Source organism: Amycolatopsis acidiphila (assembly GCF_021391495.1).
GTDB classification, from domain to species: domain Bacteria; phylum Actinomycetota; class Actinomycetes; order Mycobacteriales; family Pseudonocardiaceae; genus Amycolatopsis_E; species Amycolatopsis_E acidiphila.
The window spans coordinates 7,195,756-7,220,417 of the sequence record NZ_CP090063.1 but is presented as its reverse complement, the minus strand read 5'-3'; the positions used below and the strand labels follow the sequence as shown (position 1 = coordinate 7,220,417).

Annotated in this window: 22 protein-coding genes; 9 read left to right on the top strand and 13 right to left on the bottom strand. The window is 70.7% G+C overall.

What is annotated here, in order from left to right; all coding sequences use genetic code 11:
- Positions 1-15 precede the first annotated feature (15 nt).
- Positions 16-1,644, bottom strand: coding sequence for a long-chain fatty acid--CoA ligase (locus tag LWP59_RS35260; protein ID WP_144634928.1), 1,629 nt, complete (start codon positions 1,642-1,644; stop codon positions 16-18).
- A gap of 262 nt (positions 1,645-1,906) precedes the next feature.
- Here LWP59_RS35260 and mihF point away from each other — a divergent pair, with 262 nt between their 5' ends.
- Both mihF and LWP59_RS35250 read left to right on the top strand, forming a co-directional pair.
- On the top strand, positions 1,907-2,218 hold the full coding sequence (gene mihF / locus LWP59_RS35255; protein WP_091517208.1) for an integration host factor, actinobacterial type: 312 nt from the start codon (positions 1,907-1,909) through the stop codon (positions 2,216-2,218).
- Between the two features lie 74 nt (positions 2,219-2,292).
- Complete coding sequence (locus LWP59_RS35250; protein ID WP_144634931.1) at positions 2,293-3,408, top strand: isochorismate synthase; 1,116 nt, start codon at positions 2,293-2,295, stop codon at positions 3,406-3,408.
- A gap of 197 nt (positions 3,409-3,605) precedes the next feature.
- On the opposite strand, the gene LWP59_RS35245 is transcribed toward LWP59_RS35250, so the two are convergent.
- Positions 3,606-4,274 (bottom strand): 4'-phosphopantetheinyl transferase family protein, encoded by a 669-nt coding sequence (locus LWP59_RS35245; protein WP_144634934.1) that lies wholly within the window; start codon positions 4,272-4,274, stop codon positions 3,606-3,608.
- Between the two features lie 85 nt (positions 4,275-4,359).
- Here LWP59_RS35245 and LWP59_RS35240 point away from each other — a divergent pair, with 85 nt between their 5' ends.
- Positions 4,360-5,529, top strand: a complete 1,170-nt coding sequence (locus LWP59_RS35240) for an acyl-CoA dehydrogenase family protein (RefSeq protein WP_144634936.1) — start codon at positions 4,360-4,362, stop codon at positions 5,527-5,529.
- Between the two features lie 8 nt (positions 5,530-5,537).
- Here the strand turns inward: LWP59_RS35240 and LWP59_RS35235 are convergent, their stop codons facing one another.
- From LWP59_RS35235 to LWP59_RS35215, 5 genes are all read right to left on the bottom strand, one after another.
- The gene (locus tag LWP59_RS35235) at positions 5,538-7,748 is read right to left on the bottom strand and encodes a hypothetical protein (protein WP_144634939.1); all 2,211 of its coding nucleotides are present in this window, start codon (positions 7,746-7,748) and stop codon (positions 5,538-5,540) included.
- A 137-nt stretch (positions 7,749-7,885) separates the two neighbouring features.
- Positions 7,886-8,209 carry a hypothetical protein gene (locus LWP59_RS35230; RefSeq protein ID WP_144634941.1) on the bottom strand — a complete coding sequence of 108 codons (324 nt, stop codon included), beginning with the start codon at positions 8,207-8,209 and terminating at the stop codon, positions 7,886-7,888.
- 57 nt (positions 8,210-8,266) lie between these two features.
- Positions 8,267-8,908, bottom strand: a complete 642-nt coding sequence (locus tag LWP59_RS35225) for a TetR/AcrR family transcriptional regulator (protein WP_186383092.1) — start codon at positions 8,906-8,908, stop codon at positions 8,267-8,269.
- Complete coding sequence (locus tag LWP59_RS35220; protein WP_144634945.1) at positions 8,899-10,425, bottom strand: AMP-binding protein; 1,527 nt, start codon at positions 10,423-10,425, stop codon at positions 8,899-8,901. The genes LWP59_RS35225 and LWP59_RS35220 overlap by 10 nt, the downstream gene beginning before the upstream one ends.
- Entirely contained in the window at positions 10,422-11,153 is a 732-nt protein-coding gene (locus tag LWP59_RS35215) for an enoyl-CoA hydratase/isomerase family protein (protein WP_144634947.1), read from the bottom strand. Before LWP59_RS35215 ends, LWP59_RS35220 begins: the two co-directional genes overlap by 4 nt.
- Before the next feature lie 37 nt (positions 11,154-11,190).
- Here LWP59_RS35215 and LWP59_RS35210 point away from each other — a divergent pair, with 37 nt between their 5' ends.
- The 6 genes from LWP59_RS35210 to LWP59_RS35185 all read left to right on the top strand — a co-directional run bounded on the left by LWP59_RS35210 (position 11,191) and on the right by LWP59_RS35185 (position 17,123).
- On the top strand, positions 11,191-12,792 hold the full coding sequence (locus LWP59_RS35210; RefSeq protein WP_144634950.1) for an amidohydrolase: 1,602 nt from the start codon (positions 11,191-11,193) through the stop codon (positions 12,790-12,792).
- Positions 12,779-13,228, top strand: coding sequence for a GNAT family N-acetyltransferase (locus LWP59_RS35205; protein ID WP_144634952.1), 450 nt, complete (start codon positions 12,779-12,781; stop codon positions 13,226-13,228). The genes LWP59_RS35210 and LWP59_RS35205 overlap by 14 nt, the downstream gene beginning before the upstream one ends.
- A 33-nt stretch (positions 13,229-13,261) precedes the next feature.
- Entirely contained in the window at positions 13,262-13,948 is a 687-nt protein-coding gene (locus tag LWP59_RS35200; protein ID WP_144634954.1) for a metal-dependent transcriptional regulator, read from the top strand.
- 66 nt (positions 13,949-14,014) lie between these two features.
- Entirely contained in the window at positions 14,015-14,812 is a 798-nt protein-coding gene (locus LWP59_RS35195; RefSeq protein ID WP_144634957.1) for an LLM class flavin-dependent oxidoreductase, read from the top strand.
- A gap of 452 nt (positions 14,813-15,264) precedes the next feature.
- On the top strand, positions 15,265-16,308 hold the full coding sequence (locus LWP59_RS35190) for a zinc-dependent alcohol dehydrogenase family protein (RefSeq protein WP_144645854.1): 1,044 nt from the start codon (positions 15,265-15,267) through the stop codon (positions 16,306-16,308).
- Positions 16,305-17,123, top strand: a complete 819-nt coding sequence (locus LWP59_RS35185) for a MurR/RpiR family transcriptional regulator (RefSeq protein WP_144645856.1) — start codon at positions 16,305-16,307, stop codon at positions 17,121-17,123. The genes LWP59_RS35190 and LWP59_RS35185 overlap by 4 nt, the downstream gene beginning before the upstream one ends.
- A 1-nt stretch (position 17,124) precedes the next feature.
- Here LWP59_RS35185 and LWP59_RS35180 read toward each other — a convergent pair whose 3' ends face one another.
- The 6 genes from LWP59_RS35180 to LWP59_RS35155 form a co-directional block, all read right to left on the bottom strand.
- The gene (locus LWP59_RS35180; RefSeq protein ID WP_229857868.1) at positions 17,125-19,923 is read right to left on the bottom strand and encodes a PQQ-dependent sugar dehydrogenase; all 2,799 of its coding nucleotides are present in this window, start codon (positions 19,921-19,923) and stop codon (positions 17,125-17,127) included.
- Between the two features lie 108 nt (positions 19,924-20,031).
- Positions 20,032-21,204 carry an acyl-CoA dehydrogenase family protein gene (locus LWP59_RS35175; RefSeq protein WP_144645860.1) on the bottom strand — a complete coding sequence of 391 codons (1,173 nt, stop codon included), beginning with the start codon at positions 21,202-21,204 and terminating at the stop codon, positions 20,032-20,034.
- Positions 21,201-22,055, bottom strand: a complete 855-nt coding sequence (locus tag LWP59_RS35170) for a 3-hydroxyacyl-CoA dehydrogenase NAD-binding domain-containing protein (RefSeq protein ID WP_144645862.1) — start codon at positions 22,053-22,055, stop codon at positions 21,201-21,203. Before LWP59_RS35170 ends, LWP59_RS35175 begins: the two co-directional genes overlap by 4 nt.
- Positions 22,052-22,795, bottom strand: a complete 744-nt coding sequence (locus LWP59_RS35165; protein ID WP_144645864.1) for an acetoacetate decarboxylase — start codon at positions 22,793-22,795, stop codon at positions 22,052-22,054. The genes LWP59_RS35170 and LWP59_RS35165 overlap by 4 nt, the downstream gene beginning before the upstream one ends.
- On the bottom strand, positions 22,792-23,931 hold the full coding sequence (locus LWP59_RS35160; RefSeq protein WP_144645866.1) for a CaiB/BaiF CoA transferase family protein: 1,140 nt from the start codon (positions 23,929-23,931) through the stop codon (positions 22,792-22,794). Before LWP59_RS35160 ends, LWP59_RS35165 begins: the two co-directional genes overlap by 4 nt.
- 131 nt (positions 23,932-24,062) lie before the next feature.
- Positions 24,063-24,629, bottom strand: coding sequence for a hypothetical protein (locus LWP59_RS35155; protein WP_144645868.1), 567 nt, complete (start codon positions 24,627-24,629; stop codon positions 24,063-24,065).
- Between the last annotated feature and the right edge of the window lie 33 nt (positions 24,630-24,662).

Below are 24,662 nucleotides of genomic sequence, written 5' to 3'. Positions count from 1 at the left end.
TCGAGCTCGCTCAGCTCAGAAATGGGTCACGTCCAGTTCGCCCTCGGAGTTCATCGCCCGCAGGCGCTTCTTGTCGAACTTGCCCACGCTCGTCTTCGGGACCTCCTCGACGAAGGTCCAGTGCTCCGGCAGCTGCCACTTCGCGACCTTGTCCGCGAGGAACTCCCGCAGCTCGTCCGCCGTCACCTGCTCGCCCTGCCGCACCACGACGGCGACCAGCGGCCGCTCGTCCCACTTCTCGTCGGGCACGCCGATCACCGCGGCCTCGGCGACGGCCGGGTGGCCCATCACGGAGTTCTCCAGGTCCACCGAGGAGATCCACTCGCCGCCGGACTTGATCACGTCCTTCGAGCGGTCGGTCAGCGTGAGGTACCCGTCCGGGCTGACCTTGCCGACGTCGCCGGTGCGCAGCCAGCCGTCGTGGAACTTGTCCGGGTCCACCGAGTCGCCGCCGTAGTAGGACGCCGCGATCCACGGCCCCTGCACCTCGAGCTCGCCCACGGCCTCGTTGTCCCACGGCAGCTCCTCACCGGAGTCGCCGATGAGCCGCGCGGCCACCCCGGCCGGGAACCGGCCCTGCGTGTACCGGTAGGCCCAGGCCTGCTCGCCCGCCGCCGACTTCGGCGGCCGCGCGACGCTGCCCAGCGGCGAGGTCTCGGTCATGCCCCACGCGTGCAGGATCGACACGCCGTAGCGCTCCTCGAAGGCGTGCATGAGCGACGGCGGCGCGGCCGAACCGCCGACGACCACCTCACGCAGGTGCGAGATGTCCTGCGGGTTCGCGTCCAGGTGCTGCAGCAGGCCCTGCCAGATCGTCGGCACGGCGCCGGCGAAGGTCGGCTTCTCCGCGGCGAGCAGCTCCGCGATCGGGGCGGGCTGCAGGAACCTGTCCGGCAGCACCAGCGAAGCGCCGATCATCAGCGACGCGTACGGCAGTCCCCAGGCCATGGCGTGGAACATCGGCACGATCGAGAGCGCTGTGTCGCTCTCGGCGAGCTTCATGCTGTCGGTCATGCAGACCTGCATGGAGTGCAGCCAGATCGAGCGGTGCGAATACGCGACGCCCTTCGGGTCACCCGTCGTGCCGGAGGTGTAACACATCGCGGCCGCGGCGCGCTCGTCCACCTCGGGCCAGTCGAAGGTGTCCGGCTGGCCGGCGAGCAGCTCGTCGTAGGCGTGGACCTCGACGCCCTCGGGGGCTTGCAACGTCGAGGCGTCGCCGTTCGCGACCACCACGTGGCGGACCGTCTTCATCTGCGGCAGCTGCTTCGCCAGCAGCGGCACCAGCGTGCCGTCGACCAGGATGACCTGGTCCTCGGCGTGGTTGGCGACGAAGACGAGCTGCTCGGGGAAGAGCCGGATGTTGAGCGTGTGCAGCACCGCGCCCATCGCCGGGATCGCGCAGTAGGCCGCCATGTGCTCGGCGTTGTTCCACATGAAGGTGCCGACGCGCTGGTCGCCCGTGATACCCAGACCCCGCAGCGCCCCGGCCAGCTTCGCGGCGTGTTTACCCAGGTCGGCGAAGGATTCGCGGCGAGAACCGCCCCCGGTCCAGGTGATGACTTCGCTGTTCGCGTGGACCGTGCTGCCGTGTCGCAGCAGGGTGCCGATGTTGAGGTGTCCGTCCTGCATCGTGCTGAGCATGGGGCTACTCCCGGGCGGCTTGGTTCAACGGTGAACGTCAGTTGGTGTGACTTTAAGTCGTAGGTAGTGCTGCTCGCCACAAGGTCCCGCCCCCTCCCCGACCGGGCGAGTGCGCGCGTGTCGATTTCGCGGCATCGGCCCAGGTGGCGTTTACTGGGCGCGTGGACCAGACGGCCTGGCCAGCGCTTGCTCGTGCAAGCACCAGCTGGGTGCCCGGCCGTCGCCGCGAGAGCGGACATCCGAAAGAGGAAGGACAAGTACGTTGGCTCTGCCTACGTTGACTCCGGAGCAGCGTGCGGAAGCTCTGGCCAAGGCCGCCGAGGCTCGCAAGGCACGTTCCGAGCTGCTCGCGTCGATCAAGTCCGGCCAGCAGAGCATCGACAAGGTGCTCCTGAAGGCCAAGGAGGACAAGACCATCGGCAAGACGAAGGTGACGCAGCTGCTCAAGGCCGTCCCCGGCCTGGGTGCCGTCAAGGTGGCCGCCCTGCTCGAGCAGGCCGGCATCGACCCCGACCGGCGCGCGGCCGGGCTCGGCGAGCGCCAGCGCGAAGCGCTGATCGACGCGCTCAAGTAAGCCCGCGCCGGTGGGCACGTGACGCCACGCACTTCGCGCCACGTGCCCACCGAAGTGCGCCCACAATGGGAGACGTGGACACAGGCGAGCTGCTCGAGGACTACACGCCCGGAGACTTCTACTTCGGCACTTCCCGGCGCACGATCCTGGGATCCGGGTCCCTGCGGACCTTCACCGACACCGATGTGGCGGCGCTGAGCGAGGTCGTCCCGGCCGCGCTGGCCGGTTCGCCCACGTCACTGGCGGTCGGGGTGCTGCCGTTCGACACGGCGGGCACGCCCGGGCACATCGTGCTTCCGGAGACAGTGCGCGTCGCGGGTCCCGCGCGGCCCGCGAGCCGTAAGACCATCGGCGCGGCGAGCGCTGTGCGGGCCGTACCCGAGCCCGTCCGGCACGTCGAAGCCGTGGGGCGTGCCATCAAGATCCTTCGTGACGGCGGCCTGCGGAAGGTCGTTCTGGCCCGTGCGCTGGACCTCGAGTTCGACTTCGAGGTGTCCGCGCAGGCCATCCTGCACAACCTGGCCAAGGACAAGGCCGGCGCGTACACCTACGCGGCCGGGCTGCCCAGCGGCCGCACGCTACTCGGCGCGACGCCCGAGCTGCTGCTGTCCCGGGTCGGCGGGCAGGTCATCTCACATCCGCACGCGGGCTCGGCGCCGCGTTCCGGCGATCCGGTGACCGACCGGGAGAACGCCGACGCGCTGGCCGGCTCGCGCAAGGACCACATCGAGCACGCGGTGCTGACCGAGGCGATCGTCGAGACGCTGCGCCCGTTCTGCCGCAGCCTCGACGTCCCGCGCGAGCCGTCCCTGGTGTCGACGCCGACGATGTGGCACCTGGGCACGGTCGTCACCGGCGAGCTCGTCGACCGGGACGTGACGGCGCTGCACCTGGCCGCGGCCCTGCACCCGACGCCCGCGATCTGCGGCAGCCCGACCGAGGCGGCGCGGCAGCTGGTGAGCGAGCTGGAGCCGTTCGACCGCGGGTACTACGCGGGGGCGGTCGGCTGGATGGACACCGAGGGCGACGGCGAGTGGGCGGTGTCGATCCGGTGTGCCGAGGTGGCGGAGCGGTCGCTGCGGCTGTACGCCGGCGGCGGCATCGTCCCGGCGTCGGACCCGAAGGCCGAACTGGACGAGACGTCGGCGAAGTTCCAGACCCTGCTGAGGGCGATGGGGATGGAGCTGTAGAGGCTGGCGAAGCGCGGGCGGTTGGGGTACGCCCGTCCCACCCCGATCGCGGAGTGGCGCGGGGATCTGGGTTGGGGAGCGGGCTGGGCGCGGGCATCCTTGGCTGCCGTTGCCGGGTTCGCCTTGAGGGGTGGCTGGCCGTTGCCGGGTCACCGTGGGCGAGTGGGTCGGCGTGAGTGGGTGGGCGACACCTTGACCTACCCCTCCCAGGTCCCTTCCTTCACCACAACCTCCGCCGCCGTCAGGACGGCCACCGCGCCTCGGTAGCCCTCGCCCGGGTCGAGGTCCGCCAGGTGGGTCGTCGCCGGGTTCAGGGCCGGGTCGGCCGAGTGGGCCAGCCGCGCACCGTCCAGGGTGAGGGACTGCAGGGGGATCTTCAGGCCACGGCCGGTCGCCTTCATGAGGGCTTCCTTGCGCGTCCAGTATTCATAGAAGGCCCGAGTCCGCGCGTCCGGGTCCAGGCCGCGCAGCGCCGCCTGTTCGGTCTCGTTCAGGGTGTACGCGATCAGGTTGTCCTCCGCCCGGCGCGTCTCCGTCTCCACGTCCAGGCCGACGGGCGCCGAAGTCACAGCCAGCCCGACGCGCTCGCCCGAATGCGAGATCGAGAATTCCACCCCGGCCAGTTTCGGCTTGCCGTGGGGCTTTCCGCAGTCGTCACAGGTGGCGTCGAAGCGAACCGCCTCCGGTGTGCGACCGAGCTGGGCCCCCAGGACGCTCTTCGCCAGCACCCGCCCCGTCAGGAACCTGCGGCGATCGATCTCGCGCCGGTACGACTCGAACCGGCCACGCTCGGGCTCGTCCAGCAGGGCCAGGTACCGCGCCTCACCGGGCAGTGGCCGGGCCCACCAGACCAGACACTCGATCACGTGTCCAAGCTACCGGTTCCTACTGACGAGTCAGTGCGATAGCCTGGGGTAAGCAAGCGCTTAGTAAGTCGGAGGAAGGCACACGATGGACTTCACCCTGAGCACGGAAGAGCGCGAGGTGCGTGACTGGGTGCGCACCTTCGTGCAGCGAGAGCTGACGCCGATGGAGCAGGAGGTGCTCCGCCGCGAGCGCGCCGGCCGGCCCGGCGTCACCGCGGACGAGCTGAAGGAACTGCAGCTCAAAGCGAAGGAGTCCGGGTTCTGGGGCATCCAGACCCCCGAGGAGTACGGCGGCATGGGCCTGTCCGCCGTGATGACCGCACTGCTCGAGGCCGAGCTCGGCCGCACGTTCGTGCCGTTCCGCTTCGGCGGCGCCGCGGACAACATCCTGTTCTACGCCAACGAGGAGCAGAAGCAGCGCTACCTGCTGCCGACCATCGCGGGCGAGCGCAAGTCGTGCTTCGCGATCACCGAGCCCGGCGCGGGCTCCGACGCCAAGGCGATCCGCACCTCGGCCCGCAAGGACGGCGCCGACTGGATCATCAACGGCGAGAAGACCTTCATCACCGGCGGGAACGAGGCCGACTTCGTGATGGTCTTCGCGGTCACCGACCCGGAGAAGGGCGCGAACGGCGGCGTCACCTGCTTCCTCGTCGACCGCGAGATGGGCTGGAAGTCCGAGTACATCGACACCATGGGCGAGTGGGGCCCGGCCTCGCTGATCTTCCAGGACGTCCGGGTGCCCGAGAGCCAGATCCTCGGTGAGGTCGGCAAGGGCTTCAACCTGGCCATGCAGTGGATCGGCCGCGGCCGCTACATCCTGCCCGCGCACGCGATCGGCTCGTGCGAGCGGCTGCTGACGATGGCCATCGAGCACGCCAACACCCGCCAGACCTTCGGCGCGCCGATCGCGGAGCGCCAGGCCATCCAGTGGATGATCGCCGACTCCGGGGTCGAGATCGAGGCGCTGCGCTGGCTCGTGCTGCACGCCGCCTGGCAGGTCGACCAGGGGATGGACTCGCGGCACGCGCAGTCGATCGCCAAGCTCTACGGCGGCCAGAAGGCCAACGAGATCGTCGACCGGGTGCTGCAGATCCACGGCGGCATGGGCTACACCCGTGAGCTGCCCGTCGAGCGCTGGTACCGCGAGCTGCGGCTGCTGCGCATCTACGAGGGCACCGACGAGATCCAGCGCCGGACCATCGCGCGCAACCTGCTCAAGGGCCACGTGAAGGTCACCGGCGTCCTCGGCTGACCAACCGGTCAGAGCCGCCAGACGAGCACCGTCGGCAAGGTCAGCGCGCGCGGCGCCAGTGCGTCGAGCGCGCCGACGTCGACCGGCGCGCGGGTGTCCGCCACCAGCCAGCGGACCCCGCGCGCCGACAGGGCTGCCAGCGCGGCGGGCGTCGGCGTGCGGAAGGCGGACAGCTCCTCGTCGAGCCGCCGCTGGTCCCAGAACGGCTGATCGGCGTACCAGACGGTGCTGTGCCAGGCCGCGTCCAGGTTCCGCTGCGAGTACGCCCAGCCCTCGACGTCGACGTTGCGCTGGGCGAACGCTCCCATGTCGAACAGCTTCGCCGTGCACTCGCCCGGTGACTGCTGGGTGCAAACCCGGTTCACGGCCAGCACGTCCGTCGGGCCCGCGTGCGCGTCGAGCCAGCGCCCGGCCGCGAGCTCGTCGCGCGTCACGGGCAGGGAGGTGGCGTCGGCGTAGGTGACGCCCAGGTTGTAGCTGGGCCGGGTCGAGGTCTGCGTGAGGTACAGGCCCGTGGACAGCAGTCCGGTGCCCAGCAGCGCGAACGTCAGCACGACCCCCGTCGAGCGGCGCCGGCCGAGCGCGAGCAGGAGCAGCGCGGCGGCGAGCGCGGCGAGCGGCAGCAGCCAGCCCGTGATCGACTTCGCCGGGCGGGCCCCCGCGACCCAGGCGATCGCCAGCGTCAGCACGAGGCCGATGCCCGCTCCGCCTGCGACGGCGGTCCGCGTCCAGCGCAGCTGTGCGACGCCCCAGGCCGACCCGATGAGCCCCACCGGATAGGCGGCGACCAGGAAGTAGATGTTCGAGTTGCCGGGCTGGCGGAACACGAGCATCGCGCCGAACCCGGCGATCGTCGTGCCGAGGAACACCCACATCGCCGGGTCGAGCGGGCGTCGCCGCAGCAGCGGCACGAACCCGGCGAGCCGGGGCAGCAGCGGCACCAGGTACAGCACCGCCGCGGCGAACAGCGGCGCGAGCGGGACGTGCGGCAGCGCCAGGTACAGGTCGCCGCCACTGGGCCGGACCGCGTCCGGGAACGTCTGCCCCGCGGTCTGCCGGATCGGGCCGAGCGGGGAGACCTGCAGCCCGTAGTCCCCGCCGCCGTACATCGTGAACCGGGCGATCAGCAGCACCCCGCCGAGGAACACGTTCACCGCGATCGCCCGCGGCACGACCATCCACTTGCGACGGAACAGCAGCGCGAAGAACGCGAGCACGGTACCGCCGAGCAGCACCGCGAGGTCCGCGGATTTCGCCCCGGTGGCAAGGAGAACCAGCGGGACGAACAACGCGACCGGGACCGCGCGGTCGGCCGTGGAGCGGCGCAGGATCGCGACCACGCAACCGGCCACGGCGACCGTCGGCAGCCAGCCGAACGCCGACGTCAGCGACGAGACCCAGTACGACTGGATCATCAGCGGCGCCTGGCCGTCGGTGGACCAGACCGTGGCGACGGTGGCCCCGGTGACCGTCAGCAGTCCGGCGCAGACCACTCCCGCGCGCACGCTGTCGGCGACCCGGCGCGCGACCACGGCCGCGAGCAGTACGACGGCCGGGAACAGCGTGGTCGGGACGAGCCGCAGCATCGAGTCGAACGGGTCGACGCCCGTGCCGGTGGTCAGGTGGGCGGTGATCGCGTGCAGGAACCAGTGGTAGGAGTACGGATCGCCGTGCACGAGCGGGTAACCCGGCCACAGCGTGTGCCGCAGCTCGCCCATCACGGCGACCTGGAAGGTCGTGTCGTAGTAATAGGTGCGCCCGCCCGGCCCCGGGTCGAGCGGGGTGAACCGCAGGTAGTCGGTGGTCATCCAGGCGACGGCCACGGCCAGCGCGCCGGTGAGCCACAGGTTCGCCGCGACGCCCCACCCGGGCGCGGGCCGCGCGAGGACGCGTCGCCGGGTGCGTGGGAAGGCCAGCAGCACCAGCGCGAAGACCGGGCCGACGAGCCACGGTGGCGGGGCCCACGGCAGGACGACGTCGAGCGCCCAGCCGAGCATCGCGACGAGGCAGCCGGCGACCGTGCCCCAGGCGAGGTCCTCGAGCAGCGGGGCGGCGGTGGCGCGGGCGGCCCGGACGAGGGCGAAGCCGGGCAGCAGGACCCCGAGCCCGACGGCGAGCGCCCACTGGGCCAGTTCCGCGAGGGGGGTGCCGGTGGCGAGGTGGACCCCGAGCCAGGCGAGGAGGACAGCGCTCCACGCGGCGGGTGTCACAGCGCGCATCGCGTGCCCCCTGGTTCCGGCGGCACGCCGCGCTCGTGAAACTAACTCGGGAAAACGGGCTCAGCTTACGAGGCCGTGATCAGCCGGGAAAGGGGCGCTCCCAGGGGAGAGCGCCCCCTCCCGGCCTCGGTGGTCGGCTACTTGGACTGGGCGCGCAGGGCCAGCGGTGCCCCGGCGAGGTCCTCCTCGTTGCACAACAGCTTGACGTCGTAGTAGGGCGCGCCTTCGCGGTCGTCGTAGTCGAGGTGAATGGCCACCACGTCAAGTGGCTCGCCCAGCCACTCCTGTGCGGTTCGCAGCCAGGTCGCACACCGCTCCAGTGCGGTGGGTAGGTCGTCGTCACGGAATTCGACCGGACGATAAGGCACGTCCTGAACCTGATCGCGAGGGTTGGTAGGAACCGGCAGCCCCGGAGCGAGGCCTGACTCGTTCAGTTCCAGATGGATCGTTTGCTCACTCACGGTTCGAGGGTCCCTCAGATCAGCCGTCCGGGCAAGGTATAGCCCGAGAATCCCCAGCTAGAGGGTCTTTCCCCACACGTCGGACAGCACCTTCCGGGCAGTGTCGAGCCCGGCCGGGCATTCGTGGTCCGCGCTGCCCAGCATCCGCAGGGCCAGACCGGTGTAATGGCCCGCGAGCCGGTCCAATTCCACTGGGCCGCGCGGGGAGTACCACCGCGCGACCCCGCTGCACATTTCCAGCAGTGCGAGCCTGGTCACGGCCGGTTCCGGCGTGGTGAAGCCACCACGCCGGATACCGTCGTCGATCGCCGCCGACCACAGTTGCTCGTATTCGTCGCGTAACGCGACGATCTGTCGCCGGGTGGCTGCGGAAAGCGCATGCACCTCGTTGTCGACCACCCGGGTTTCCGCCGGCTGAAGGGCGTGCGCGAGCACGTGCAGGGCGACCAGCGAGACCAGTCGCTGCCGCGGATCGGCGACGCCGCCGGTCGCCCGGCGGGCGCCCAGCAGCAGGCGGTCGAGGCACTCCCGCATGATCCCGGAGAGCAGTTCCTCCTTGGTGCCCATGTAGTGGTACAGGCTCGCGGACGAGATTCCGGCCTCCTGGGCCAGATCCCGAATGCCGGTGCCGTGAAATCCCTTGTCGGCGAACAGCTTCACGGCCGCGCGGCGGACCCGCTGCTCGGTCGTCAGAGCCACCCGTGCCTCATCCGGTCGTAGGTCGGCAGGTCGGCGGAGCGCAGCTCACCCTTCGCGACCCGCTCCGACGGAGTGAGCGGCAGCGACTCGGCGATCGACCAGTACCGCGGGACCTTGAAGTACGCGAGCTTCCCCGAGCAGAACTCCACCAGGTCTTCCGGCGCCGTTTCCTGCGCCAGCACGACGAAGGCCTTGACTTCTTCGCCGCGTAGCTCGTCGGGCACCGCGAGCACGGCCGCCAGCCGCACCGCCGGATGCAGCAGCAGCGCCCGTTCCACCTCGTCGGCGGAGATGTTCTCGCCGCTGCGACGGATCATGTCCTTCGTGCGGCCCACGTAGAAGATCCGGCCGTGAGCGTCCATTGTGGCCAGGTCGCCGGTGTGGAACCAGCCCGCCCGGAACGCGCGCGCGGTCGCCTCCGGATCGTCGTGGTAGCCGTGCATCAGGCCGATTCCCCGGAGCACCAGCTCCCCGGTCTCGCCGCGTGGCACCGGCCGGCCCGCTTCGTCGACGATCATCGCTTCGCGGTCGCGGGTCGGCCTGCCGATGCAGCCGGTGCCGACCAGCTCGTCGTGGTCCGCCTCGGACATCCGGATGTCGCCGCCTGTCTCGGTCATCCCGAACGCCTCGAACCACGGCACTCCCCACCGGGCTTCGAGCTGGGCGTGCAGGTCACGCGGGATCGCCGACGCGCTGATCGCACGGACGCGGTGCTCGCGCTCAGCCGGGGACTCCGGCTGGCGCAGCAGCAGCGTGGGCATCAGCCCGAGGCAGTAGAACCAGGTGATCCGGTGCTCGCGGACCTTGGCCCAGAACGTGGACGGGTGGAACCGGTCGAGTACCACCAGCGTTGCGCCGGAGGCCAGGCCGAGCGCGACGTTCCATTGTGGATCGATGTAGTGGAACGGTTGCGCGGTCAGGATCCTGTCCTCGTCCGACACCGCGGGGAAGTCGGCGACCAGACCGCGGGCGAGGGTCAGCCAGTACCGCTGCGGCAGCACGCAGCCCTTCGGGGCGCCGGTGGTGCCCGAGGTGTACTGGAGGTTGGCAGGCCGCTCGCCGGTCACCTCGAACCGCGCCGCCCCGGTGGACTCCGCGTGCAGGTCGCCGGGGGCGAGCACGCGTTCGAGCTTGGTGTCCGGCGCGATCCGGTCGAGCAGCTCGGTGAACTCCGGGGCCGCGACGGCGAAACGCGCGCCCGAATGCCGCAGCACGTGCGCGCCGTCGAACTCGCGGTAGTTGGTGTTGACCGGCACCAGCACCGCGCCGAGCTTGGCCAGCGCGAGCCACAGCAACGGGAACTCCGGCTGGTTGCGCAGCATCACCGCGACCCGCTCGCCGGGTTCCAGGCCCAGTTCGAGCAGCGCGAGCGCGAATTTCGTGCTGCGCCGGTCGACCTCGGCGAACGTGAACCGCTCTCCGGTCTCGTCGAAGATCCACGCATCGCGGTCGGGCCACAGGTCCGCGGCCCGGCGCACGAGCGTGGCGAGGTCGTCGACCTGGTCGAGCGGGATCATCCCCGGCTCCGGAAGGCCTCGGCCGACCGCGCGACCTCCGGCGTGTGCTCGGTGATCAGCGCGTGGCTGACCTCCAGCTCCAGCGCGGCCTCGATGTCGGTGCTCGCGTCGAGCGCGCGTTTGGCCAGCGCGACCGCGCCGTGCGGGCGTTCGGCGATGCGCTTCGCCCAGATTGTCGCGGCGGCGTGGACATCGGGCACGACGTCGTTGACCAGGCCGAGCCGCAGCGCGGTCGCCGCGTCGATCCGCTCGCCGAGCAGGAGCAGCTCCCTCGCCTTGAGCGGCCCCACCAGTTGCGGCAGCAGTCGCGAGGCCGCGCCGGTGACGCTGAGCCCGAGGCCGGTTTCCGGGAAGGCGAACACCGCGTCCTCGGCGGCCAGGATCAGGTCGCAGCCCAGGGCGAACTCCGCGCCCGCGCCGATCGCGTACCCGTGCACCGCGGCGACCACCGGCTGCCGCAGCGCGCGCAGCCGCCGGGTCACGTCCTGAAGCCGCTCCAGCCGGGCTCGCGAGTCGCCCTCGGGGGTGGGTTCCTTGAGGTCGTGGCCCGCGCAGAACGCCCGTCCCCGGCCGGAGAGCACGACCGCGCCCGCGTCCGAGCCCGCGACCGTGTCCAGCGCGGTGAGCAGGTCGTCCACCAGCACGGGCGCGACCGCGTTCAGCCGGTCCGGCCGGTTCAGCCGCACCTGGGCGACGCCGTCGTCGATCCTGACTTCCACCGAGGTCATGCCTGCGAGCCTATCAATCGATCGATAGGGTGGCGGGGTGCGAGTCGATGCGGTGTACGAGAACGCGCGGGTGTTCACCGGCGAGTCGTGGACGTCGGCGGTCGCCGTGCTGCACGGGCGGATCGTCGCGCTGGGCGAGGACGCCGAGTCGCTGTCCACGGCCACCCGGGTCGACCTCGGTGGCGCGGTCGTCGTGCCCGGCTTCCACGACGCGCACAACCACATGGCGTGGTTCGGGATGAGCCTGGACGAGGTGGCGCTCGGCGAGTGCAAGCACGTCGACGAGGTGTATGCGGCCGTCGCCGAGCGTGCCGCGCAGGTGCGGCCGGGCGGCTGGATCGTCGGCAGCGGCTACGACCAGAACCGGCTGATCGGCGGCCATCCGACCCGCCACGGCCTGGACCGGGCGGCGCCGGGGCACCTCGTCCGGCTCAAGCACACCTCCGGGCACATGGTGGTGGTCAGCTCGAACGTCCTCGACCGGCTGGACGTGGCGAACGTGCCGGCCGGCGGGGACGTGGTGCTCGACCCGGAGGGCTCGCCGACCGGGCTGCTGCGGGAGCAGGCGCAGCTGCTGCTGCGGCCGCTGATCTACCCGACACCCCTCGAAACCGTGGTCCGCGCGATCGACCGGGCCGGTGAGCGCTACCTGTCCGAGGGCATCACGAGTGCGCAGGAGGCCGGCGTCGGCGGCGGGCTGGTCGGTGAGACGCCCGCGGAGGTGCTCGCCTACCAGCTGGCGCGTGACCGCGGAGTGCTCCGGGTGCGCAGCACGGTGATGGTGTCCTCGGCGGTGCTGCACGAGCTGCCCGACGGCGCGGGGTTCGGCCTCGACCTGGGCATGCGCACCGGGATGGGTGACGAGTGGCTGCGGATCGGGCCGATGAAGCTGTTCGCCGACGGTTCACTGATCGGGCGGACCGCCGCGATGCACGAGGACTTTTCGAACGAGCCGGGCAACCGCGGTTACTTCCAGCAGCCCGAGGACGAGCTCGCCGAAACGGTCTTCAAGGCGCACGCGGCGGGCTGGCAGGTCGCCACCCACGCGATCGGCGACCGGGCGATCTCGACGATCCTCGACGCGTACGAGGCGGCGCTGCGGGCCAACCCGCGCGCCGACCACCGGCATCGCATCGAACACTGTGCCGTCGTGTCGCCGGCCGACCTCGCGCGCATCGTCGCGCTGGAGCTGGTGCCGGTGCCGCAGGGCCGGTTCGTCAACGAGATCGGCGACGGCATGGCCGCCGCGCTCGGGCCGGCGCGGGAGGACTGGTGCTACCGGCTGCGCACCTTCCTCGACGCGGGCTGTGTGCTCCCCGGCAGCTCGGACCGGCCGGTCGTGCGCGGGGCGCCGCTGCTGGGACTGGCGGACATGGTGCACCGGCGCACGTCGTCGGGCCGGCTCCTGGGCGCCGGCGAGCGGATCACGCCCGTCGAAGCGCTGCGGGCTTACACGTACGGGTCGGCCTACGCCGCGTTTCGCGAGCGGGAGCTGGGCACCCTGGAGACCGGGAAGCTCGCCGACTTCGTGGTGCTGTCGGCGGACCCGACCGAGAGTCCGGAGGACGCGAGCGTGCTGGCGACCGCCGTCGGCGGCACGCTCGCCTACGAGAGGGGAATGACCGATGCCCGTCCGTGACGCCGAAGTCGCCGACATCGAGGAGATCTGCGCGCTGATCGAGGAGCACGCCCGCTTCGAGGGCAACGACTCGCTCGTCCTCGACCGCGTCGAGATGACCAAGCACTTGTTCGGCCCGGAGCCGAAGGCGTGGGTGCTCGTCGCCTCGCCGCCCGGCGAGCCCGGCGCCGTCGCGGGCCTGGCGTTCTGCTCGTGGAACTTCTCGACCTGGGAAGGACAGCCGGGCATCTGGCTCGACGACCTCTACATCCGGCCCGAGCACCGGCGGCACGGCCTCGGCGGGGAACTGCTGGCCGCGCTGCGGGCGCGCACCACCGGCCGGGTCGAGTGGGACATGCAGGAGGGCAACGACAAGGCGGCGGCGTTCTACGCGCAGCTCGGGGCCGAGCCGGTGCCGGGCTGGATCCGGTACCGCTGGTCGCCCGGGCGAGGCTGACTCGATCCAGGTGCAGGACGTAAAGTTGACCGTATGCCGGACAGTCCCAGCCGCTCGTCGTCGTCCTCCACCGAGGACTACATCCGGGTGATCTACGGCCTGGTGGAGCGCGGTGAGGCGGTCACGAACACGACGCTGGCCGCGCGGCTGGAGGTCAGTCCGTCCTCGGCGTCGGGCATGGTCACCAAGCTCTCGCAGCAGGGGCTGGTCGAGCACGTGCCGTACCGAGGCATCGAACTGACCCCCGCCGGACGGCTGCTCGCGCGGGGCGTGCTGCGACGCCACCGGCTCATCGAGACCTACCTGGTGCAGGAGCTGGGCTACACCTGGGACGAGGTGCACGGCGAGGCCGACGCGCTCGAGCACGCCGTCTCCGACCGGCTGGTCGAGCGCATCTCCGCGAAGCTCGGGCATCCGGTGCGCGACCCGCACGGCGACCCGATCCCGGCGGCCGACGGGAGCGTCGAGGAGCTGCCGACGCGGCTGCTGGACGAGCTGGAGCCGGGCGCGGTGGGGCAGATCGTGCGGGTGTGGGACACCGACCCCAACATGCTGCGGTACCTGGCCGACCACGCGATCGGCATCGGCGAGCGGATCGAGGTGGTCGAGCGGCAGCCGTTCGGCGGGTCGCTCGTGGTGAAGGTGGGGCCTGCCCGGGACGCCACCACGCATGCGCTGGGCAAGGAGATCGCGCAGGCGCTGAGCGTCGCCGTACATTGAGGCGCGTACGGCGAAGTACGCTCACGGACGGATGTGCCGGTGTGGCCGAGGGGCCACGATCAGGTCATGACTGCTCGCCCGTTCCGGTTCGGCGTGGTCGGTAGCGGCACCGACCTCGCCACGTGGACCGACCTCGCCCGCCGCACCGAGGACGCCGGTTACGACACCCTCGTCTCACCCGATCCCCAGGTCGACCTGGACCCGTTCACGATCCTCTCCGCGGCGGCGGCCGTCACCAGCACGCTGCACGTGGGAACCTTCGTCGCGGTGGACAAGTTCCGCGACCGGCGGTTGCTGGACTGGCAGTCGCGATCGCTGCACCAGTTCACCGGTGGACGGTTCGAACTGGGGCTGGGCACCGGCCGTCCCGACGCGGCGGCCCGTGTCGCGGCGCTGGGTGGCACGTTCGACCATCGGTACTCGCATCTGGTCGAGACCATAGAGTTCCTGAAGAAGCAGGACGACCGGCCGCCGTTGCTACTCGCCCCGGGCGGCCCGAAAATGACGGCGCTGGCCGCCCGCGAGGCGGACATCGCGACGATGGCGTGGATGCCGCGCACCACCGAGGCGGCGGCGAAGTCCATTGTGGATGGTTTCCGTGCGGTGTGTGACAGGCTGGACGAAGTGGAGCTGGCCGTGAACCTCCTCGCCGTCGGCGACGAGCCCGCACCGTGGTTGGAGCGGTTCATCGGGGTGGGCCTGCCGGAACTGGCCGCGAGCGGTGCGGTGACGGTACTGCCGGGCACGCCGGAGCAGGGCGCGGAGACGTTGCTGCGGTGGCGGGCGGAGCTGGGGATCTCGTACGTGACGGTGAACTCGGGTTACCTGGCGCAGTTCGCCAGGGTGGTGGCTTTGCTGCGGTAGGGGTTTGGTTGGGAGGACCCGGCAACGGCAGCAGGAATGCCCGCTGAACATTCCGCGATCGGGGTGGGACGGGCGTACCCCAGCCACCTGCGCGCAGCGCGGCTCTAAAGATCAAGAGAGTCCTCGCCGGACGGGCAGGCTCAAAGATGAGCCAGGAAAAGCCCGCTCATCTCACCTTCTCGACGTGGTCGAGTTGGGTGGTCATGCCGTCGCCTGCGGTCTGTGCGTATCACTTTGACCCAGGCCCGCAAGCTTGCGTTGGCGGCTGCCCGAAAGCAGGACGGTTGCGGGCCTGGCTCAAAGTGATGCCGCGAGTTCAGGCGACGGGATGACCACCCAACTCCGGGGGTTGGCACCCGGGAGCTTGGGCTCCCGCCGCACCCCGCCCGCCCCCGCCCGCTGCGCGGTCGAAGACACACTTCCCGCCACCCGATTGCACGTATCGTGGTCGGGTGCGTGCCGTGTTGTTCGAGAAGTTCGGGGAGCTGCCCGAGGTCCAGGCGGTCGACGACCCCGCGCCCACGCCGGACGGGGTCGTCGTCGCCGTCGAGGCCACCGGGGTGTGCCGCAGCGACTGGCACGCCTGGCGCGGGCACGACTCCGACGTGAAGCTGCCGCACATCCCCGGGCACGAGCTCGCCGGGACGGTCGTCGCAGTCGGCGAGCGGGTGCGCAACCACCGCGTCGGCGAGCGGGTCACCGTGCCGTTCGTCTGTGCCTGCGGGACCTGCCCCCGGTGTGCGAGCGGCAACCAGCAGATCTGTGACCACCAGTTCCAACCAGGCTTCACCGGCTGGGGGTCCTTCGCCGAGTTCGTGGCCCTCGATCACGCCGACGTCAACCTCGTGCCGCTGCCCGCCGACCTCGAGCCGGTGACCGCAGCCGCGCTCGGCTGCCGGTTCGGCACGGCATACCGCGCCGTGCTCAGGCAGGGCGCTCTCCAGGCCGGTGAGTGGGTCACGGTGTACGGCTGCGGCGGCGCGGGGCTGTCCGCCGTCCTCCTCGCGGTCGCGGCCGGGGCGAGGGTCGTCGCCGTGGATCTCTCGCCCGACGCGCTCACCATGGCGAAACGCCTCGGCGCCGAGGCCACCGTGCACAGCCGCAACCCCGTGGACGAGGTCCGCGAGCTCACCGAGGGCGGCGCACACCTGTCCCTCGACTGCGTCGGCCTGCCCGTGACCTGTGCCTCGTCCGTGGCCGGCCTGCGCAAACACGGTCGCCACGTGCAGGTCGGACTGATGCCGCCCGGCCAGGGCACCCCGCCGATCCCGATGCACCGGGTCATCGCCGACGAGCTGCGCATCCTCGGCAGCCACGGCCTGCAGGCCCACGAGTACCCGGCGATGCTCGACTTCGTGGCACGCTCCGGAATGGACCTCGGCCAGCTGGTCGGACGGCGGATCGGCCTCGACGACGCACCGGCCGCACTGGCCGAAATGGACGAACCCGTCCCCGTCCGGGCGGGTGTCACCGTCGTGGATCTGCCGAGACCGTGACCCCGCCGGGCAGTTACCAGGAGCTGACCGAGTTGCTCCGCAGCCGGTTGCCGAAACTGGCTTCGGGGCAGCTGCGGATCGCGCACCTGGTGCTGGCCGACCCCGAGGGCACGGCGTACCGTGGCATCTCCGAAGCGGCCCGGCTCGCCGAGGTGCACGAGTCCTCGGTCGCGCGGTTCGCGAACTCCCTCGGCCTGCCCGGCTATCCGGCGATCATGGAGCTGTGCCGGGTCTGGCTCGCCGAGCAGGCGCAAGCCGCCCGCCGTGCCGACGACAACGGCCACGAGCCGCCGGGCGGGATGCTGTCGGCGACGCTCGAACAGGAGCAGACCAATCTGACGCGCACGTTCAACCGGCTCGACCGCACGTCCTGGCTGCACGCCGTCGCGCTGCTCGCGGAGGCCGACGAGGTGCACGTGCTCGGACTCCGTGACAGCAGGCCGATCGCCGAACTGCTGAGCAGGCAACTGCACGCACGGCAGCTCGGCGATTCGCTCGTCGACGAGGTGCGCGAGCTGTCCGGCGTGCTGGTGGCCGTGTCCGTCCGGCGCTACGCCGCCGACACGGTCCGCGCCGCCGAGTACGCCTGCGAGCACGGCGTGCGAGTCGTCGCCCTGACGGACAATCCGGCTTCGCCGCTCGCCGAGTACGCGCACGCCGTGCTCTTCGCCGAGACCGCCGGAGTGGGCAACTTCCATTCCCTCACCGCGCTCGCCGCACTGGCCCAGGTGCTCGCACGGGAGGTCGCCCTCCGGCGTGGGAACCACGGCCCGGCGGACGACCTCCCGCACTCCTTCGGCTTCTACTACGGCTAGCTCACCAGCGGTGGTCGATCACCGTCCCGTTCGGGTACCACTGGATGTAACCGAACTGGAAGTCGTTGCGCCGCCCGCCGTCGAAGCCGAACTCGCCCGAGCGCGGATAGCCGAGGTACGACCGCTCCCAGCCCAGCGCCGACCACCGCGCCCGGATCGCGCCGTAGACCTCGTGTGCGCCCGTGCCGGGCGACCAATAGATCGAGGCGGCCTTGCTGAAGTGGTTGTACCGGCCCACGCCGTCCGGCGTGGTCAGCTCGTCGGTCGTCGGATAGCCCGCGGGACCCGCCTCCCAGCCCGTCGCCTGCCAGGTCCCCCGGATGGCGCCCCAGACACCGTGCGCACCGGTCGCCGGGGTCCAGTAGATCGAGGCGGCCTTGCTGAAGTGGTTGTACCGGCCGACACCGTCCGGCGTCGTCTGCTCGTCGGTCGTGGGGTAGCCCAGCGGGCCCTGCTCCCGGCGCAGCTCGGTCCACTTGTCCCGGATCAGGCCCCAGATGCCGTGGGCGCCGGTGGCTCCGGTGAAGTACACCGAGGCCGTGCCCGTGCCGGGTGTGCCGACGAAGTGGTTGTACTTGCCGGTGCCGTCCGGCGTGGTCGTCTCGTCGGTGGTCGGCGCGCCGAACTTCGCGTGCCCGCCGAGCGCGAGGTACTTCGCCAGGATCTGGCCGTGCACCTCGTGCACCCCGGTCTGCTGCGACCAGTACAGGCGGCCCTTCTCGTACACGCGGTAGCGCAGGCCGCCGTCGGACACCTCGGGCGCGGTCGGCGCGCCGAGGCTCTGCCGCAGTGCGGCGTCGGAGTTGTACCGCTGCTCGATCGGCGTCGCGTAGACCGCCGACAGGGTCAGGTCCGTCGCGGGCATCTTCAGGGTGCGGATCCGCTCCGTGGGCCCGTCGGCCCAGGCCGTGAACGTCGAAGCGCCGTCGCTCGCCGTTGCCGCGGCCTGCACGTCGAGCGTCACGCCTTCGGTCACCATCGCGGTGTTCGCGTTGTTCTCGGACGGGATCTGCAGCGCCGCCGGCACGGCCGAGCTGAGGGTGAGCCGGTGCTGCCGCGGTGAGGCGGTGTAGGTCTGGCTCGCCGTGACGCCCGCGCTGTCGGCCACCGTCGCGGTGATCAGCAGCTGGGTGTCGGGGTGGTCGGGGAACGGCACGGTGAACGTCGACCCGGTCGCGCCGACGCCGGGATGCGAGTGGCAGGTCGTGTCGTCCGGGCAGTGCAGCTCACGGCTGGTCCACTCGACCGCCAATGCGCCGTCCTCGGCGTCGGTCGCCGTCGCCGCCAGGCTGATCTGCTCGCCGACGGCGTACGTGTCGCTCGGCGGCGGCGTCAGGGTCAGCTGCGGGGAGTGGTTGGACGGCGCCACCGTCAGCTGCGTGGTGCCGGTCGCGCCGAGCGGGTCCCGCACGGTGAGCGTCGCGGTGAACCGGCTCGCGCCGGCGGCGTAGGTGTGGGAGACGGTCTTGCCGCTCCCGGTCGTCCCGTCGCCGAAGTCCCAGCTGTAGGTGAGCAGGTCGCCGTCGTAGTCCAGCGAGTCCGAGCCGTCGAAGGCGACGGTCCGGGTCTCGGCGTTCGTCGTGCTGGTCGCCTGCGCGATCGGCGCGATGTTGCCCTGCTGGTAGCTGACCCGCTTCAGGTTCCCCGAGATCAGGTCCGCGAACACCACGTCGCCGTTCGGCGCGGCCGCGAACTCGACGGGCCCGCCGATCCCGGTGGCCCATGGCGGGTTCTGCGGCGCCTGGGTCAGCTTGCCGGTGCTGTCGTACCGCAGCGTCCAGAGCTTCTCGCCCTGGTAGTCGCCGAAGAAGTAGGTGCCCTGGTACGACGCGGGATAGCTCTTGCCGGTGTAGACGAACCCGCCGGTGACGCTGTTGCCCTGGTCGACCGCGCCGCCGTGGTGGTACTCCCAGATCGGGGCCTGGTTCGACACCGGCCCGCATTCGGCGGGGAACTGGGTGGCGTACCCGGTCTGGTGGTTGCCCTCCCAGCAGGGCCAGGCGTAGTTGCGGCCCGGCTGGACGATGTCGAGCTCTTCCCAGGTCTCCCAGCCGACGTCGCCGACGACCGGCAGACCGCTGCTCGGGTCGAGCGCGAGTCGGAACGGGCTGCGGAACCCGCTCGCGAACACCTTGCTGCGCGCGGAGTTCGGGTTCGCCGCCTGGTAGTAGGGGTTGCCCGCCACCCCGGCGCCGTCCGCGGTGAGGTGCAGGATCTTGCCGTAGAGCTGGTCGACGTCCAGGGCCCGCAGCGCGCGTGGGTCGTAGAACCCGTGGCGGAACTCGGAGCTGTCGCCGATGGAGACCCAGAGCGTCCCGTCGTCCCCGGCGACCACCCCGGTCATCCCGTGCACGTTGAAGGTCATCGGCAGTTCGAGCAGGACCTGCTCGCTGCCGAGGCCGGTGGGTTCGGGGGAGCCGGTGACCGTCCAGCGGGCGAGCCGGAAGTTCGTGCCGGTGCTCGTGCGCACCGACCGCACGACGTAGACGTGGTGCGTGCTCGCGTAGTCGGGGGCGACGGCGAGGCCGACCAGGCCGAGGTCGCCCTCGTTGTTGACGGCGAGCGTGGTGAGGGTGCGGACCGCGCCGGCGGGGGAGATCCAGGTGACCTTGCCGCCCTTGCCGGTGGTGATGATGCCGCCGTCGCCGGGCAGGTAGCCGAAGTCGGTCAGGTCGTAGGCCGCCTGGCCGGTCGCCTGCTCGCGGATGACGAACCCGGACGGCACCGCGGGTGCGGCCGTCGCCTGCGGCGTGGCCACCAGGCCGACTGTCGCCAACAGGGTGACGACCAGGGCGGCCATCCCTCGCCTTGACCACTGTCTGATCATGAATCCCCCTTTTAGGCGTATGTTCCCTTTTCGCCTAGAAGGGGGATTTCGTTGCAATCAGTTATCTAGTTGTGATTTCTCCTAAACGAAGGCACTTTCGCCGGTTATTGACTTACCGACGATCAGCGTGTTCATCTCTCGGGTGCCCTCGAAGGAGTAGATGGCCTCCGCGTCCGCGAAGAAGCGGGCGATGTCGTAGTCGAGCACGATCCCGTTGCCGCCGAAGATCTCGCGGCACCAGGCCACGACCTCGCGCATCCGCGAGGTGACGAACGCCTTCGCCAGCGACGACTGCTCGTCCCGGAAGATGCCCGAGTCCTGCAGCCTGGCCAGCTGCACCAGCATGCCCCATGACGCGGTGATGTTACCGAGGCTCTTCACCAGCAGGTCCTGCACGAGCTGGAACCTCGCGATCGGACGGCCGAACTGCTTGCGCTCCTTGGCATAGGCGAGCGCGAGCTCGTAGGCGCCGGTCATCACGCCGAGCGCCTGCCAGGCCACGCCGCCGCGAGTGGCGCGGAGGATCTCGGCGACGTCCCGGAAGCCGTTGATGTTCTGCAGCCGGTTGGCCTCGGGCACCCGCACGCCGGTGAGCGTGATCTCGGCGTTCTCCACGATCCGGAACGCGACCTTGTGCTCGATCTTGACCGGGGAGAACCCGGGCGTGCCCTTCTCGACGACGAAGCCCTTGACCTTGTTGTCGTCCACGTCGCGCGCCCACACGATCACCAGGTCCGCGAACGTGGCATTGCCGATCCAGCGCTTCGCGCCGTTGAGCACCCAGGTGTCGCCTTCGCGCTTCGCGGTGGTGCGCATGCCGCCCGCGACGTCGGAACCGCCGAGCGGCTCGGTCATCGCGAACGCGCCGATCTTGTCCATGGCGGCCATCGCCGGCAGCCAGCGGTCGCGCTGCTCCTGGTCGCCGCCGGCGTACACGCTGTACATCGCGAGTCCGTTGTGGACACCGAAGAACGTGGCCACGGACGGATCGGTGCGGCTGTACTCCATCGCGAGCATGCCGGTCAGCAGGTGGCTCCCGCGCGGCAGCGGGTCGCCGTAGCCCTCGTAGGCCACGCCCGCCAGGTTCAGCTCCTGGAACTTCCGGATCAGCTCCCGCGGGAACTCGCCCTTGGCCCAGTACTCGTTGACGAGCGGCTGCACCTCGGCCTGCAGGAAGTCCCGTGCCCTGTAGAGGATCTTGCGCTCTTCCTCGGCGAGCAGGTCCTCGTAGCCGTAGAAGTCGGCAGTGGTCATTTCTCTTCTCCTGTCACGGAAAGGATGGCGAGCTGGGTGCGGTCGCGGGCTTCGGCGAGCTCCTCGTACGACTTGTCGCCGTACGCCTGCTCGACGGCCTCGACGACGCGTTCGGTCGCTTCCGGGCTGGTGTCGGGCTTGCCAACCGACAGGTTGCTCATCGACGACCCGATGTGACTGGTGAGGTGGCGGTAGCCGCCGGGGCCGCCGCCCAGGTGCGCGCCCAGGAACGGGCCGACAGTCGCCCACCGCGGGCCGAGCGAGTTGACGACCACTGCGTCCAGCTCGGCCGGGCTCACGACTCCTTGCTGTACCAGGGAAACCGCCTCACGCTGCAACGCGGCCTGGAGGCGGTTGCCGACGAAGCCGGGCACCTCCTTGTGCTCCACCACCGGAGTCCGGCCCAGCGAGCGGTAGAACTCGACCGCACGGCGGACGGAGTCCTCGGACGTGCGCTCACTGGGCACGACCTCGACCAGCGGGAGCACGTGCGGCGGGTTGAACGGGTGCCCGATCAGCACGCGCTCACCGTCCGCCGGCGCGAACGCGCCGGCGGGGATCGCGCTCGAGGAGCTGAGCAACAGGGCGTGCCGCGGTGCCTGCTCGACGAGGGTGGCGAACAGGTCCTTCTTGAACTCCAGGTTCTCGGGCCCGTTCTCCTGCACCACGTCCGCGTCGCGCACCGCGTCGGCCAGGTCGGCCGCCGCACGCACCCGCGCCGGGTCGAACTCGCGCAGCACATCGGCGAGGTCGGCACGCGGGTCGCTCACGCGCACGTCGTGGCCGTGGTCGGCGAACAGCTTCGTCCACGACAGGCCGATCGTGCCGGCCCCGATGACGGCGATCTTCATGACGTTTCCTTCAGGTAGTCGTGCACCGGGCGCACCGGCGCGAGGGTGAGGTCGGTCAGGATGTGGCTGGCCGACACGATCTGACGCACCGGCAGGTCGGCGAGCGGGGCGAGCACGTGCTCGAACAGCTGCAGCCGCGCCGGCCCGGTCCAGGCCTGCTTCACGGTGACGTCGGTGATCTCGGTGCGGACCAGCTCGGACACCCGTGGCCTGCCGGTGTAGCCGGGGACGATCTTGAGCATGAACGTGGGCACGGTGATCTGCGCGCGGGCCTCGTCGAGGTCGAGCGCGCGGTGCTGGTAGCCCATGGTCGCGGTCGCGACGCGGAGGCTGCCGTAGTCCAGGGTGCCGACGAGCGCGCCGTGGTCGACGTAGAGCCGCGGCGAGCCGGTGGTCTTCGGGTACGCGCTGACCTCCCGGCCGGAGGCGGTCGCGGCGAAGTTGTCGAGGTACATCGCGTGCAGGTACTCGCCCCGCTCGCCCTCGAAGCTCACCGGGATCGCCTGCCCGGCCTCGGTGTACGGGCCGTAGCCGGTGACGTCGCCCATCCGCATCACCTCGAAGCGCACCAGCGGCTCGCCGATCTCCAGCGGCTCCGGCACGACGGCCCGCAGCGCCTCGGGATCGGTCCGGTAGACGATGTTGAGGTACTCGCGATCGGTGAACCGCGGGCTCATCGGCGGGAACGCCGGGCCGGTCAGCGGCGTGGACAGCCGGCGTCGGACGTCTTCGGCCTTCATGCGTCCAGCTCCTTCAGCACTTCTTCGGTGTCCTGGCCGGGCAGCGACGGCAGCCGCCGGATGGCGGCCGGGGTCGCGGAGAACCGCACCGGGATGCCGACCGTCTTGATCGGCCCTTCACTCGGGTGTGCTACCCGCTGGATCAGCCCTCCAGCCGCGACGTAGGGGTCCTCTTCCGCGTGATCCAGTTCGAGCACCGGTGCGAACGGAATGCTGTGCTTGGCGCAGACCTCGGCCCACTCCTCGGTGGTCAACTCGGGCGCGCACTCCGCGATCAGCGCGTTGAGTGCGCCGGTGTCGGCCCGGTCGATGGCGTCGCCGTTCACCCGCGGGTCGTCGGCCAGGTCAGGGCGCCCCGCGGCGGTGAAGAAGTCGCGGAAGTTCTGCGGGTTGTACGGGATCACGCAGGCCAGGCCGTCCTTGGTCGGCACCGCCTGGTGCCCCTCGCTCATCGACAGGGCGAACCCGGTTGCTCCCGTCGGCGGCTCGAAGGTGCGCCCGGCCAGGTGCTCGACCAGGTTGAACGCGATCATCGTGTCGGTCATCGGGATCTCGACGTACTGGCCCTCGCCGGTCTTCTGCTGGTGCAGCAGCGCCGCGAGCACCGAGTACGCGATGGTCAGGGCGGAGACCTTGTCGCCGATGATGGTCGGAAGGTACACGGGCTTGCCCACGGCGCGGTTGGTCAGGTCGACCAGGCCCGAAGAGGCCTGGATCGTCTCGTCGTACGCGGCGTTGCCGGCCAGCGGCGAGTCGCCGCGGAAGCCCTGGGCGTGCGCGTAGACCAGCTTGGGGTTGCGCTCGGCGACGTGCTCGTAGGTCAGCCCGAGGCGCGCGAGCGCGCCGGGGCGCATGTTCGTGATCAGCGCGTCCGCGCCGTCGATCAGCCGCAGTGCCTGCGCGCGCTGCTCCTCGTCCTTGAGGTTGAGGGCGACGCTGCGCTTGTTGCGGTTGACCGCCAGCGCCAGGGCGGTCATGCCCGGGGTGCGCTGGTAGGTCCCGACCCGCGCGGTGTCACCCGGTGACTCGATCTTGATGACGTCGGCGCCCAGGTCCCCCAGGATCTGTGCGGCGTACGGGCCCATCACCACGGTCGACAGATCGATGACCCGGATTCCGGCCAAGGGGCCACTCATTCCTGCCTCCTCGCATTTCGTTTCTCGCTTCACCTTCGAAGCTAGGACGAAATGCGCCGGAACGGAATGATCAATGGAAGAACAACGGTGTGACCGCAGCGGTCACACCGAATTCGCCGTGTTGTTCGAAATCAGCAGAAAAGGATGCCCAGAACGCACGGGGGCGGTGTCGTCGTCTTCGTCGGCGGCTTGCCAGGGTCACTCGACGGCCGGCCGCCGTTTCCGCCTGCCGGCCCGCCGGGGGTGGCGGTGGGGGTTGTGGTCACCGGCGGCCTGCCGCCCGTGCTCGGGTCGTCGCCCTGCCCGGGATCCGCGGAGCCGGTGACTGTGACAGTCTGCGTTTCGGTCTCCCGCTTGTGCTTGTGCCAGGGGATCCCGTCGATTCCGGTGCCCAGAATCTCGGTCTCGTTGGTGACGATGACCGTGGTGTTGAGGCCGGTGACCTCGGAACCGGTTGGCGCGGCGGGAACGCCGCCGCCCGCGAGGCCGCCCGTGGGGCCGTGCGGCAGGTTGAACAACGAGGGCGAGTCCGCCTCGGAGTTCTGCGATCCGAAGTGGACCAGGATCGCGGCGAGCCCGCAGCCCAGCACCACCGCGAGCATCACGGCGACCACCCGCATGCGGCCGTTCGGCTTCCGGTCCACGTCGCCCCAGCCCTCGCGCTCGAGGAGCTCGGCCACCGACACTTCGTCGTTCACCGGACCTACCTTTCGAACGAAGGGAAAGACTGC

Excerpts from the sequence above, each read along its gene's own strand:
- LWP59_RS35260 (WP_144634928.1), bottom strand. The coding sequence starts at position 1,644 with ATGCTCAGCACGATGCAGGACGGACACCTCAACATCGGCACCCTGCTG.
- LWP59_RS35240 (WP_144634936.1), top strand. The coding sequence starts at position 4,360 with ATGGACTTCACCCTGAGCACGGAAGAGCGCGAGGTGCGTGACTGGGTG.
- LWP59_RS35235 (WP_144634939.1), bottom strand. The coding sequence starts at position 7,748 with ATGCGCGCTGTGACACCCGCCGCGTGGAGCGCTGTCCTCCTCGCCTGG.
- LWP59_RS35220 (WP_144634945.1), bottom strand. The coding sequence starts at position 10,425 with ATGATCCCGCTCGACCAGGTCGACGACCTCGCCACGCTCGTGCGCCGG.
- LWP59_RS35215 (WP_144634947.1), bottom strand. The coding sequence starts at position 11,153 with ATGACCTCGGTGGAAGTCAGGATCGACGACGGCGTCGCCCAGGTGCGG.
- LWP59_RS35205 (WP_144634952.1), top strand. The coding sequence starts at position 12,779 with ATGCCCGTCCGTGACGCCGAAGTCGCCGACATCGAGGAGATCTGCGCG.
- LWP59_RS35200 (WP_144634954.1), top strand. The coding sequence starts at position 13,262 with ATGCCGGACAGTCCCAGCCGCTCGTCGTCGTCCTCCACCGAGGACTAC.
- LWP59_RS35195 (WP_144634957.1), top strand. The coding sequence starts at position 14,015 with ATGACTGCTCGCCCGTTCCGGTTCGGCGTGGTCGGTAGCGGCACCGAC.
- LWP59_RS35180 (WP_229857868.1), bottom strand. The coding sequence starts at position 19,923 with ATGGCCGCCCTGGTCGTCACCCTGTTGGCGACAGTCGGCCTGGTGGCC.
- LWP59_RS35175 (WP_144645860.1), bottom strand. The coding sequence starts at position 21,204 with ATGACCACTGCCGACTTCTACGGCTACGAGGACCTGCTCGCCGAGGAA.
- LWP59_RS35170 (WP_144645862.1), bottom strand. The coding sequence starts at position 22,055 with ATGAAGATCGCCGTCATCGGGGCCGGCACGATCGGCCTGTCGTGGACG.
- LWP59_RS35165 (WP_144645864.1), bottom strand. The coding sequence starts at position 22,795 with ATGAAGGCCGAAGACGTCCGACGCCGGCTGTCCACGCCGCTGACCGGC.
- LWP59_RS35160 (WP_144645866.1), bottom strand. The coding sequence starts at position 23,931 with ATGAGTGGCCCCTTGGCCGGAATCCGGGTCATCGATCTGTCGACCGTG.